The organism is Streptomyces sp. NPDC058964 (assembly GCF_042741275.1).
Taxonomy (GTDB): domain Bacteria; phylum Actinomycetota; class Actinomycetes; order Streptomycetales; family Streptomycetaceae; genus Streptomyces.
In genome coordinates this window covers 1-11,335 of record NZ_JBHYKH010000132.1, presented here as the reverse complement: position 1 = coordinate 11,335, position 11,335 = coordinate 1, and the positions used below count along the sequence as shown (strand labels likewise).

Sequence of the window (11,335 nt, the reverse complement as noted above, 5' to 3'; positions counted from 1 at the left end):
CCTGACCGGGCGCCTGGTCGGCGACGGGGGCGAGGACAAAACCGTCGAGTGAACGGGCCACGGGCGAGGCTCCCTTACGAGTGCGATGTGCTGCGGGCTAGGGTGGCCAACGTAAGGCACTCGCGGGAGCCCGGACGCACCGGGCTGAGAGGGAGGCTGGCGGCCTCCGACCGTACGAACCTGATCCGGGTCATGCCGGCGAAGGGAGGGGCTGGACGCCCATGTCGTCACGTACGTCAGACGTCCTCGTCATCGGGGGCGGGATCATCGGCCTGGTCACGGCCTGGCGGTCCGCGCAACGCGGGTTCACCACGGCCGTGGTGGACCCCGAGCCGGGCGGCGGTGCCGCGCGGGTGGCGGCCGGCATGCTGGCCGCGGTCACGGAACTGCACTACGGCGAGGAGACCCTGCTCGGTCTGAACCTCGCCTCCGCGCGCCGCTACCCGGACTTCGCCGCCGAGCTCACCGAGCTGACCGGCCACGACCTCGGCTACCGCCGCTGCGGCACGCTCGCCGTCGCGCTGGACGCCGACGACCGCGCCCACCTGCGCGAGCTGCACGCCCTGCAGCAGCGGTCGGGCCTGGAGTCCGAGTGGCTGTCGGGGCGGGAGTGCCGGCGCCTGGAGCCGATGCTCGCGCCCGGGGTGCGCGGGGGGCTGCGGGTCGACGGCGACCACCAGATCGATCCGCGGCGACTGGCGGACGCGCTGGTGGCCGCGTGCGAGCGGGTGGGGGTGGTGTTCCACCGCACCTGGGCGGACCGGCTGTCCGTCGTGCGCGAGCGGGCCGCCGGGGTCGTCACCGCCGGGGGCGACGCGCTGGACGCGGGCCGGGTGGTGCTCGCGGCCGGGAGTCTGAGCGGGCGGCTCGCGGGCGTGCCGGACGACGCGCTGCCACCGGTGCGGCCCGTGAAGGGGCAGGTGGTGCGGCTGAAGGTGCCTGAGCGGTACGCCCCCTTCCTCAGCCGTACCGTGCGGGCCGTGGTACGCGGCGGCCATGTCTATCTGGTCCCGCGGGAGAACGGCGAGCTGGTCGTGGGAGCGACCAGCGAGGAGCTGGGCTGGGACACGACGGTGACCGCGGGTGGGGTGTACGAGCTGCTGCGGGACGCCCACGAGCTGGTGCCCGGGATCACCGAGCTGCCGCTGACGGAGACCCGGGCGGGGCTGCGCCCCTGCTCCCCCGACAACGCGCCGCTGCTCGGCCCGACCGGGCTCGACGGACTGCTGCTGGCCACCGGGCACTATCGCAACGGCGTACTGCTGACACCGGTCACCGGCGATGTCATGGCCCATGTCCTGGCCACCGGGGAGCTCCCCGACCTGGCCCGTCCCTTCACGCCGAAGCGGTTCGGCGCCGCGCTCGCCGTCCCCTCCGTCCAGGTCCCCTCGGAGCAGCCCGCATGAACATCTCGGTCAACGGGGAGCGCCGGGAGATCGCGCCCGGCACGGCTCTCGACACTCTCGTGAAGTCCCTGACCGCGGCGCCGAGCGGGGTGGCCGCCGCGCTCAACGAAACCGTCGTCCCGCGCGGGCAGTGGTCCGCCACGGCCCTCTCCGAGGGCGACCGCGTCGAAGTCCTCACCGCGGTGCAGGGAGGCTGACCCATGGCAGACGATCCCCTGGTCCTCGGCGGTACGGCCCTCTCGTCCCGGCTGATCATGGGTACGGGCGGTGCGCCCAGCCTGGACGTGCTGGAGCGGGCGCTGGTCGCCTCCGGCACGGAGCTGACGACGGTGGCGATGCGGCGGGTCGATCCCGGTGTGCACGGTTCCGTGCTGTCGGTGCTGGAGCGGCTCGGCATCCGGGTGCTGCCGAACACGGCGGGCTGCTTCACCGCGGGCGAGGCCGTGCTGACGGCCCGGCTGGCGCGGGAGGCGCTGGGCACCGATCTGATCAAACTGGAGGTCATCGCCGACGAGCGGACGCTGCTGCCGGACCCGATCGAGCTGCTGGACGCGGCGGAGACACTGGTGGACGACGGTTTCACGGTCCTGCCGTACACCAACGACGACCCCGTGCTGGCCCGGAAGCTGGAGGACGTCGGCTGTGCGGCGGTGATGCCGCTGGGCTCGCCGATCGGCTCCGGGCTCGGCATCCGCAACCCGCACAACTTCCGGCTGATCGTCGAGCACGCGCGCGTGCCGGTGATCCTGGACGCGGGGGCGGGCACGGCCTCGGACGCGGCGCTGGCGATGGAGCTGGGGTGCGCGGGTGTGATGCTCGCCTCGGCGGTGACCCGGGCCCAGGAGCCGGTGCTGATGGCGGAGGCGATGAGGCACGCGGTGGAGGCGGGGCGGCTGGCGCGGAAGGCGGGACGCATCCCGCCCCGGCACTTCGCCGAGGCCTCCTCGCCCATGGACGGCCGCGCGCAACTGGACCCCGAGCGCCCCGCTTTCTAGTCGCACAACAGTCACAGCTCTGCTGCATTCCGTCCCCGGAACGGCGTAACCTCCGGCGCTGTCGGTCGCGGCTCGTACACTCACCTGCGTGGATACGACCCTTCAGGACCCTCTCGTCGGGCAGGTGCTCGACGGCCGCTATCGCGTCGACGCGAGGATCGCGGTCGGCGGGATGGCCACGGTCTACCGGGCCCTGGACACCCGCCTGGACCGGGTGCTCGCGCTCAAGGTGATGCATCCGACGCTGGCGGCCGACGGGTCGTTCGTGGAGCGGTTCATCCGTGAGGCGAAGTCCGTCGCCCGGCTGGCGCACCCCAACGTCGTGCAGGTCTTCGACCAGGGCACCGACGGGTCGTACGTGTACCTCGCCATGGAGTACGTCGCCGGGTGCACCCTGCGCGACGTGCTGCGCGAGCGGGGCGCGCTGCAGCCGCGTGCCGCGCTGGACATCCTGGAGCCGGTGCTCGCCGCGCTCGGCGCCGCGCACCGCGCCGGGTTCGTGCACCGGGACATGAAGCCCGAGAACGTGCTGATAGGGGACGACGGGCGGGTCAAGGTCGCCGACTTCGGTCTGGTGCGGTCCGTGGACACCGTGACCAGCACCACCGGTGCCGTCCTCGGCACCGTCTCCTACCTGGCCCCGGAACAGATCGAGCACGGCACCGCGGACCCGCGCGTCGACGTGTACGCCTGCGGTGTCGTCCTGTACGAGATGCTGACCGGCGAGAAGCCGCACGAGGGCGACTCGCCGGCCGCGGTGCTCTACAAGCACCTCCACGAGGACGTGCCGCCGCCGTCGGCCGTCGTGCCCGGGCTGCCGTACGAGCTGGACGAGCTGGTGGCGGCGGCCACCGCGCGCGCCACGGACATCCGTCCCTACGACGCCGTGGCGCTGCTGGGCCGGGTCCGGGACGCCCGCGCGGGACTCAGCGACGAGCAGCTGGACGCGGTGCCGCCGCAGGCGGTCTCGGCCGCGCACGACATCGCCGAGGACCGTACGAGCGTGATCCCGCGCTCGCTGACCGTGCCCCGGCTGCTGCCCGTCAACGAGGACGACGAGGCGGCGGGCGCCGTCAGCCGCACCAGCCGGCTGGAGGCCTCGCCCGTGCCGTCCGGTCCGCGGCCGCCGGCCCGGCCCCGGCGCGTGATCGTGACGATCGTCGCCGCCGTGCTGCTGGTCCTCGGTGTCGGTGCCGGTGTCTGGTACATCAACTCCGGTCAGTTCACCGAGGTCCCGCCGCTGCTGGCGAAGACCGAGGCGCAGGCGAGGCACCGGCTGGACGAGGCCGGGCTCGACGTGAAGCGGGTCAAGTACGAGTTCAGCGACACGGTCAGGCGCGGCACGGTCATCCGCACCGACCCCGCGTCCGGCGCCCGCATCCGCAGCAACGACTCCGTGACGCTCACGATCTCCCGCGGACCCGACGTGGTGCGGGTGCCGGACCTCGAGGGCAAGCCGCTGGCCGCGGCGCAGGCCCGGCTGAAGTCGGACGGGCTGGAGCCGGGCATGGTGACCCGTGAGTTCAGCGACAGCGTCCCCCGGGGCAGTGTGATCAGCACCGACCCCACGGCCGGCACCAGGAGGCACGCGGGCTCGGCCATCGCGCTCGTGGTCAGCAAGGGCAGCCCGGTCGACGTCCCGGACGTCACCGGCGACGACCCGGCCGACGCGAGGCAGGAGCTGGAGGACGCCGGTCTCAAGGTGGAGGTCTCCTCGCAGCAGGTGAACTCCGAGTACGACAAGGGCCAGGTGGCCAGGCAGACCCCGGCGGGCGACAGCCAGGCCGCCGAGGGCGACACGGTGACGCTGACGATCTCCAAGGGTCCGCAGATGGTCGAGGTCCCGGACGTGGTCGGGGACAGCGTCGACGACGCGCACAAGGCGCTGGAGGGCGCCGGCTTCAAGGTCGACGAGGACCGCGGGCTGCTCGGGCTGTTCGGGGACACGGTGAAGAAGCAGTCGGTCGAGGGCGGCGGGACGGCGCCCAAGGGTTCGACGATCACGATCACCATCCGCTGACGGGAGGCAGGCGCGAGCACGCCGACGGGAGCGCTCCGGGGGCATGACACCCTGAACGGGTGAGCAGTCAGCATTCCGGTGCCGCCCCCGGCACCTCCCGCAACCCCGTCGGCGGTCATGTCCCCGTGGCCGGCGGCCTGCACTCCGTCGGTCTGTCGTACGCCCGTGACCTGAAGGCCGAGACCGTGCAGGTCTTCGTCGCCAACCCGCGCGGCTGGGCCACTCCCCCCGGCAGCCCTCGGCAGGACGAGGCGTTCCGGGCGGCGTGCGCCGAGGAGTCGATCCCCGCGTATGTGCACGCCCCGTACCTGATCAACTTCGGCTCGCACACCGAGCCGACGGTCGAGAGGTCGGTGGAGTCGCTGCGGCACTCGCTGCGGCGCGGCCGGGAGATCGGCGCACTGGGTGTCGTCGTGCACACGGGAAGCGCGACCGGGGGCCGGGAGCGGGCCGTGGCGCTGAAGCAGGTGCGGGAGCACATGCTGCCGCTGCTGGACGAGCTCACCCATGACGACGACCCGTTCCTGCTGCTCGAGTCGACCGCCGGGCAGGGCTCCTCGCTCTGCTCCCGTACCTGGGACTTCGGGCCCTACTTCGAGGCGCTGGACGCGCATCCGAAGCTGGGCGTGTGCCTGGACACCTGTCACATCTTCGCCGCCGGACACGACCTGACCGGCCCGGACGGCATGCACCGGACGCTCGACCTGCTGGTCGGCACGGTCGGCGAGGGCCGGCTGAAGCTGATCCACGCCAACGACTCCAAGGACGTGGCCGGCGCGCACAAGGACCGCCACGAGAACATCGGCTCCGGGCACATCGGCGAGGACCCGTTCCGGGCCCTGATGACGCATCCCGCGACCGAGGGGGTGCCGCTGATCATCGAGACGCCGGGCGGCAAGGAGGGACACGCGGCGGACGTGGAGCGGCTGAAGAAACTGCGCGACGGTTAGTCCCGCGGCCGTCCCGGAATACCCCTGGGGGGTATACGGTTCCCACTGTACGCAGGAGCCGTGACTCGACATTGGGGGATCCATGCAGCACGAGGCGCACGCACACGCGGACACGCATACGCACGCCCACCACCAGCCGGCCGCGGCCGGCTGGTCCATGGCCGCCCGGGCCACCCTGCACTGCCTCACCGGCTGTGCCATCGGCGAGGTGCTCGGCATGGTCGTGGGTACGGCGCTCGGGTGGGGGAACCTGCCGACGACGATCCTGGCGATCGCGCTGGCCTTCTTCTTCGGCTACTCGCTCACCCTGCGCGGGGTGCTGAAGGCGGGCGTCGACCTCCGCACCGCATTCCGGGTGGCACTGGCCGCGGACACCCTGTCCATCGCGGTGATGGAGCTGATCGACAACGGCGTGATCGCGCTGTGGCCCGACGCGATGGACGCACAGCTGGACGACCCGCTGTTCTGGGGCTCGCTGCTGATCTCGCTCGCGGTGGCCTTCGTGGTCACGACGCCGGTCAACAGGTGGACGATCGGCCGGGGCAAGGGACACGCGGTGGTGCACCGGTACCACCACTGACCGGCACGCCGGGAGAGGTCAGAGCTCGGGGCCGTCCCCGGGCCCCTCCTGGTAGGAGTAGCGCTGCTCCTTCCAGGGGTCGCCGATGTTGTGGTAGCCGCGCTCCTCCCAGAAGCCGCGGCGGTCGGCGGTCATGTACTCCACGCCGCGGACCCACTTGGGGCCCTTCCAGGCGTACAGGTGGGGCACGACGAGGCGGACCGGGAAGCCGTGCTCGGCGGTGAGGAGTTCACCGTCCTTGTGGGTGGCGAAGATCGTACGGTCGGAGGCGAAGTCCGACAGGCGCAGATTCGAGCTGAAGCCGTACTCCGCCCAGACCATCACATGGGTGACATTGGGGGCGGGCGGGGCGATCTCCAGGATCGCGCGGGCCGGGACGCCGCCCCATTCCGCGCCGAGCATGCTGTACTTCGTCACGCAGTGCAGATCGGCCACGACGGTGGTGTACGGCAGGGTCGTGAACTCCTCGTGGTTCCAGCAGTGCTTCTCGCCGTCGGCCGTGGCGCCGAAGACCCTGAACTCCCAGCGCTCGGACCGGAACTTGGGCACCGGACCGTAGTGCGTGACCGGCCAGCCACGCTGCAGCCGCTGTCCCGGCGGAAGCTCGGATCCTGCCGCTTCTCCAGATTCACGCTCCACCGGTCGACCCATGACTCCATCCTGACAGACCCGGAGCAGTGCACCTGACCAGCCGTACCCCGAAAAGGACAAGTAGCGCCAAGCATGCACGTACTTACTAAGTACGCACTTACTGGACGATCTTCGAAGCCGGTGCAATCATGCCGCCGCAACCTCCCCGTCCCCCCGTGTGGAAGGAGCCTCTGCGATGCAGGGCGACCCCGAGGTCATCGAATTCCTCAACGAGCAGCTCACCGGCGAGCTCACCGCGATCAACCAGTACTTCCTGCACGCCAAGATGCAGGAGAACTTCGGCTGGACGAAGCTCGCGAAGTACACGCGGCACGAGTCGTTCGACGAGATGAAGCACGCCGAGGTACTCACCGACCGCATCCTGTTCCTGGAAGGGCTGCCGAACTACCAGCGGCTGTTCCATGTGCGGGTCGGCCAGACCGTCCGGGAGATGTTCGAGGCGGACCGGGAGATCGAGGTGGAGGCGATCGACCGCCTCAAGCGCGGGATCAAGATGATGCGCGAGAAGGGTGACATCACGTCCGCGAACATCTTCGAGTCGATCCTGGAGGACGAGGAGCACCACATCGACTACCTGGACACCCAGCTCGACCTGCTGGAGAAGCTCGGCGAGGCGCTCTACATCGCGCAGGTGATCGAGCAGCCGGAGAGCTAGGCGGCCTCGTCCAGGTCGGACAGGATCGACTTGCCCTGATCGGCCGCCTCACGGCGCGGGCACGCGCCACGGCCGAGGATCGCCTGAATACGCCGTACACACGAACCGCAGTCGGTGCCCGCCTTGCAGGCCGAGGCGATCTGGCGCGGAGTGCACGCTCCGCCCTCCGCATGCTTCTTGACCTGCGTCTCGGTCACCCCGAAGCAGCTGCAGACGTACAAGCGGATTCACCTCCCGATGGGATCGTTCAGTCTTGCCGTCCCGATGATCGGTGAGGCTTACCTAACCTTACCCGCCACAGAGAACCCGCAAAAGTGCGTAAGGGCGCGGATCCCGTGTGATCCGCGCCCCACTGCTGCCACTGCCCCGGCTACTGGTCCCGGTACATCTCCGCCACCAGGAACGCCAGGTCCAGCGACTGGCTGCGGTTCAGGCGCGGGTCGCAGGCCGTCTCGTAGCGCTGGTGCAGGTCGTCGACGAAGATCTCGTCGCCGCCGCCCACGCACTCGGTGACGTCGTCACCGGTGAGCTCGACATGGATGCCGCCCGGGTGGGTGCCCAGCGCCTTGTGGACCTCGAAGAAGCCCTTGACCTCGTCGAGCACGTCGTCGAAGCGACGGGTCTTGTGTCCCGAGGCCGCTTCGAAGGTGTTGCCGTGCATCGGGTCGGTCACCCAGGCCACCACCGCGCCGGACGCCGTGACCTTCTCCACCAGCTCGGGGAGCCGGTCGCGGATCTTGTCGGCGCCCATGCGGACGATGAAGGTGAGGCGTCCCGGCTCGCGCTCGGGGTCGAGGCGGTCGATGTACTGCAGCGCCTCCTCGGCCGTCGTGGTCGGGCCGAGCTTGATGCCGATCGGGTTGCGGATCTTCGAGGCGAACTCGATGTGCGCGTGGTCCAGCTGCCGGGTGCGCTCGCCGATCCACACCATGTGCCCGGAGACGTCGTACAGCTGGCCGGTGCGGGAGTCGACCCTGGTCAGGGCGGACTCGTAGTCCAGCAGGAGCGCCTCGTGCGAGGAGTAGAACTCGACCGTCTTGAACTCCTCCGGGTCGGTGCCGCAGGCCCGCATGAAGTTCAGCGCGTTGTCGATCTCGCGGGCCAGCTGCTCGTAGCGCTGGCCGGACGGGGACGACCGCACGAAGTCCTGGTTCCATGCGTGCACCTGGCGCAGGTCGGCGTAGCCGCCGGTGGTGAAGGCGCGCACCAGGTTCAGCGTCGAGGCGGAGGCGTGGTACATCCGCTTCAGCCGCTCGGGGTCCGGGATCCGGCTCGCCTCGGTGAAGTCGAAGCCGTTGACGGAGTCGCCCCGGTACACCGGGAGGGTGACACCGTCGCGGGTCTCGGTCGGCTTGGAGCGCGGCTTGGAGTACTGGCCGGCGATACGGCCGACCTTCACCACGGGCACGGACGCGGCGTACGTCAGCACGGCGCCCATCTGGAGCAGGGTCTTGAGCTTGTTGCGGATGTGGTCGGCGGACACCGCGTCGAAGGCCTCGGCGCAGTCGCCGCCCTGAAGGAGGAACGCCTCGCCCTTGGCGACGGCCGCCATCCGGGCGCGCAGCTGGTCGCACTCGCCCGCGAAGACGAGCGGCGGATACGACTCGAGGTCCGCGATCACTGCGCGCAGAGCCTCGGTGTCGGGGTACTCGGGCTGCTGCGCCGCGGGCAGGTTTCGCCAGGTGTTGCCAGCGCTCGCGCTGGTCTTAGCGTTCACGGTCACGCACTCAACACTACGGGGTCGCGTCGGGTCGTCCTCGCACGGCTCGACAGGTGAGACGACCCCGCCTCACCTGTGGACACCCGGGCGATGGGGTAGGGTGCACGGCATGTTCGCGCTTTCGACCCAGAACTGGTGGTGGACCGCTCATCCGGCGGCCCACTGACTGCGCGTACGCAAGACTTCGCGAAGGCCGCCCGAGGGGCGGCCTTCGGCGTTCCCGGAGCCGTTCCTCACCGACATCGATACCGACATCGACGGAAGAGGAACCATGGACCTGGACCGGCTCCTGCACGACGACCGCCCCTTCGCCCTGCTGCGCCGCCGTACCCCCGGCCACGACGAGAACACGGTGGAGGTGTTCCTCGGCCCGGTCACCACGTGCGACCGGCTGGCCGACCTGCCCGGCGAGGGCCTCGCGCTCGTTCCCTTCCGCCAGATCCGCGAGCGCGGCTTCGACGTCCGTGACGACGGGACACCGCTGGCCGTGCTGGTCCCCGAGGAGACGCACACCCTGTCCCTGTCGGACGCCCTGACGCAGCTGCCGGCGCACGACGTGCGGGTCGAGGGCGGTGGCTTCGACGTCGATGACGAGGAGTACGGCGAGATCGTCGGCCGTGTGCTGCGCGACGAGATCGGACGGGGCGAGGGCGCGAACTTCGTCATCCGGCGGACGTACGCGGGCGGGATCCCCGGGTTCGGCCGCGCGGACGCCCTCGCGCTGTTCCGGCGGCTTCTGGAGGGCGAGCGCGGCGCGTACTGGACCTTCGTCGTCCACACCGGGCAGCGGACGCTGGTCGGGGCCAGCCCGGAGGTGCACGTCCGGATGTCGGGCGGCACGGTCGTGATGAACCCGATCAGCGGTACGTACCGCTACCCGGACGCGGGCCCGACCCCCGAGCACCTGCTGGACTTCCTCGCCGACGGCAAGGAGATCGAGGAGCTGTCGATGGTGGTCGACGAGGAGCTCAAGATGATGTGCACGGTCGGCGACATGGGCGGCGTGGTCGTCGGGCCGCGGCTGAAGGAGATGGCGCACCTCGCGCACACCGAGTACGAGCTGCGCGGGAGGTCCTCGCTGGACGTGCGGGAGGTGCTGAAGGAGACCATGTTCGCGGCGACCGTCACCGGCTCGCCGGTGCAGAACGCCTGCCGGGTCATCGAGCGGCACGAGGTCGGTGGCCGCGGCTACTACGCGGGCGCGCTCGCCCTGCTCGGCCGGGACTCCGGCGGCGCCCAGACCCTCGACTCCCCCATCCTCATCCGCACGGCCGACATCGACGCGGCCGGGCGGCTGCGCGTCCCGGTCGGTGCCACGCTCGTCCGGGGGTCGGACCCGGCGGGCGAGGTGGCGGAGACGCACGCCAAGGCGGCGGGTGTGCTGGCGGCCCTCGGCGTACGGCCGTCCCGGCCGCGGGAGGAGCACACGCGCGCCCGGCTGGCCGAGGACCCGCGGGTGCGGGCGGCGCTGGACGGGCGCCGGGCCTCGCTGGCGCCGTTCTGGCTGCGGATGCAGGAGCGGTCGCGGGACCTCGAGGGTCAGGCGCTCGTCGTCGACGGGGAGGACACCTTCACGGCGATGCTCGCACACGTGCTGCGGGCCGGCGGGCTGGAGGTGACGGTCCGGCGGTACGACGAGCCCGGCCTGCGGGAGACGGTGCTCGCGCACGAGGGCCCGGTCGTGCTGGGCCCCGGCCCCGGGGACCCGGCGGACCTGGCCGACCCGAAGATGCGCTTCCTGCGGGACCTCACCGCGGAGGTGATCCGGGGGCAGCGGCACGGCGTCCTCGGCGTCTGTCTGGGGCACGAGCTGATCGCGGCGGAGCTGGGGCTGGAGATCGTACGCAAGGAGGTCCCGTACCAGGGGGCGCAGACGACCGTCGACCTGTTCGGGCGGGCCGAGACCGTCGGCTTCTACAACAGCTTCGTCGCGCGCTGCGACGAGGAGGCCTCCCGCGAACTGGCCGCACACGGCATCGAGGTGAGCCGCGCCGGGAACGGTGAGGTGCACGCGCTGCGCGGGCCCGGTTTCGCCTCGGTGCAGTTCCACCCGGAGTCGGTGCTCACGCTGAACGGCCCGTCGATCGTCACGGAACTCCTGCGGGTGCCGCTGCTCCGGCAGCCCTGACCGGTCCGCAGCGGCGTTCACCGGCCCCGGATCCGGCCGAGGAACACCCCGGCTTCCTCGGTGACCGGGACACCGGCGGTGCAGGGCGTGCCGCTGCTCCGGCGGACCCGGCCGGTCCCGCGCGTGGGGCCGGTGCGTGCGAAACGCCCCCCCCGGGGCCCCGGGGGGGGGCCGGGGGGGGGGGGGCGGCGAACGAAACCCCCCCAGACAGGGTGTTGATGGGGGGCACC

Annotated in this window: 12 protein-coding genes and 1 riboswitch; of the genes, 9 read left to right on the top strand and 3 right to left on the bottom strand. The window is 71.4% G+C overall.

The features are described from left to right. The first annotated feature begins 112 nt into the window (after positions 1–112). A riboswitch (TPP riboswitch) is annotated at positions 113–224 on the top strand. The 6 genes from thiO to ACFW2E_RS18400 all read left to right on the top strand — a co-directional run bounded on the left by thiO (position 222) and on the right by ACFW2E_RS18400 (position 5,951). Beyond that, complete coding sequence (gene thiO / locus ACFW2E_RS18425) at positions 222–1,406, top strand: glycine oxidase ThiO (RefSeq protein ID WP_384467602.1); 1,185 nt, start codon at positions 222–224, stop codon at positions 1,404–1,406. (Overlaps the previous riboswitch by 3 nt.) Further along, positions 1,403–1,603 (top strand): sulfur carrier protein ThiS, encoded by a 201-nt coding sequence (thiS, locus tag ACFW2E_RS18420; protein ID WP_384467600.1) that lies wholly within the window; start codon positions 1,403–1,405, stop codon positions 1,601–1,603. The genes thiO and thiS overlap by 4 nt, the downstream gene beginning before the upstream one ends. A gap of 3 nt (positions 1,604–1,606) precedes the next feature. Continuing rightward, positions 1,607–2,401: a thiazole synthase gene (locus tag ACFW2E_RS18415; protein WP_384467598.1), complete on the top strand. Its 795-nt coding sequence runs from the start codon at positions 1,607–1,609 to the stop codon at positions 2,399–2,401. 88 nt (positions 2,402–2,489) lie between these two features. Beyond that, positions 2,490–4,421, top strand: a complete 1,932-nt coding sequence (pknB, locus tag ACFW2E_RS18410) for a Stk1 family PASTA domain-containing Ser/Thr kinase (protein ID WP_384467596.1) — start codon at positions 2,490–2,492, stop codon at positions 4,419–4,421. Positions 4,422–4,480: 59 nt separating this feature from the next. Continuing rightward, on the top strand, positions 4,481–5,371 hold the full coding sequence (locus ACFW2E_RS18405) for a deoxyribonuclease IV (RefSeq protein WP_384467594.1): 891 nt from the start codon (positions 4,481–4,483) through the stop codon (positions 5,369–5,371). 82 nt (positions 5,372–5,453) lie between these two features. After that, positions 5,454–5,951: a DUF4396 domain-containing protein gene (locus tag ACFW2E_RS18400; protein WP_384467592.1), complete on the top strand. Its 498-nt coding sequence runs from the start codon at positions 5,454–5,456 to the stop codon at positions 5,949–5,951. An 18-nt stretch (positions 5,952–5,969) separates the two neighbouring features. Here ACFW2E_RS18400 and ACFW2E_RS18395 read toward each other — a convergent pair whose 3' ends face one another. Continuing rightward, complete coding sequence (locus tag ACFW2E_RS18395; RefSeq protein WP_384467590.1) at positions 5,970–6,602, bottom strand: sulfite oxidase-like oxidoreductase; 633 nt, start codon at positions 6,600–6,602, stop codon at positions 5,970–5,972. A 175-nt stretch (positions 6,603–6,777) separates the two neighbouring features. Here ACFW2E_RS18395 and bfr point away from each other — a divergent pair, with 175 nt between their 5' ends. Next, positions 6,778–7,257 (top strand): bacterioferritin, encoded by a 480-nt coding sequence (gene bfr, locus ACFW2E_RS18390; RefSeq protein WP_384467588.1) that lies wholly within the window; start codon positions 6,778–6,780, stop codon positions 7,255–7,257. On the opposite strand, the gene ACFW2E_RS18385 is transcribed toward bfr, so the two are convergent. Both ACFW2E_RS18385 and ACFW2E_RS18380 read right to left on the bottom strand, forming a co-directional pair. Continuing rightward, positions 7,254–7,478 carry a bacterioferritin-associated ferredoxin gene (locus ACFW2E_RS18385; protein ID WP_384467586.1) on the bottom strand — a complete coding sequence of 75 codons (225 nt, stop codon included), beginning with the start codon at positions 7,476–7,478 and terminating at the stop codon, positions 7,254–7,256. The two genes, bfr and ACFW2E_RS18385, sit on opposite strands and share 4 nt — an antisense overlap. 149 nt (positions 7,479–7,627) lie before the next feature. After that, complete coding sequence (locus tag ACFW2E_RS18380; RefSeq protein ID WP_384467584.1) at positions 7,628–8,980, bottom strand: class II 3-deoxy-7-phosphoheptulonate synthase; 1,353 nt, start codon at positions 8,978–8,980, stop codon at positions 7,628–7,630. A 106-nt stretch (positions 8,981–9,086) separates the two neighbouring features. Here ACFW2E_RS18380 and ACFW2E_RS18375 point away from each other — a divergent pair, with 106 nt between their 5' ends. After that, on the top strand, positions 9,087–9,143 hold the full coding sequence (locus ACFW2E_RS18375) for a trp operon leader peptide (RefSeq protein WP_078912442.1): 57 nt from the start codon (positions 9,087–9,089) through the stop codon (positions 9,141–9,143). Positions 9,144–9,248: 105 nt separating this feature from the next. Further along, entirely contained in the window at positions 9,249–11,105 is a 1,857-nt protein-coding gene (locus tag ACFW2E_RS18370; RefSeq protein WP_384467582.1) for an anthranilate synthase family protein, read from the top strand. The last annotated feature ends 230 nt before the right edge of the window (positions 11,106–11,335 follow it).

Excerpts from the sequence above, each read along its gene's own strand:
- thiO (WP_384467602.1), top strand. The coding sequence starts at position 222 with ATGTCGTCACGTACGTCAGACGTCCTCGTCATCGGGGGCGGGATCATC.
- thiS (WP_384467600.1), top strand. The coding sequence starts at position 1,403 with ATGAACATCTCGGTCAACGGGGAGCGCCGGGAGATCGCGCCCGGCACG.
- ACFW2E_RS18415 (WP_384467598.1), top strand. The coding sequence starts at position 1,607 with ATGGCAGACGATCCCCTGGTCCTCGGCGGTACGGCCCTCTCGTCCCGG.
- ACFW2E_RS18400 (WP_384467592.1), top strand. The coding sequence starts at position 5,454 with ATGCAGCACGAGGCGCACGCACACGCGGACACGCATACGCACGCCCAC.
- ACFW2E_RS18395 (WP_384467590.1), bottom strand. The coding sequence starts at position 6,602 with ATGGGTCGACCGGTGGAGCGTGAATCTGGAGAAGCGGCAGGATCCGAG.
- bfr (WP_384467588.1), top strand. The coding sequence starts at position 6,778 with ATGCAGGGCGACCCCGAGGTCATCGAATTCCTCAACGAGCAGCTCACC.
- ACFW2E_RS18370 (WP_384467582.1), top strand. The coding sequence starts at position 9,249 with ATGGACCTGGACCGGCTCCTGCACGACGACCGCCCCTTCGCCCTGCTG.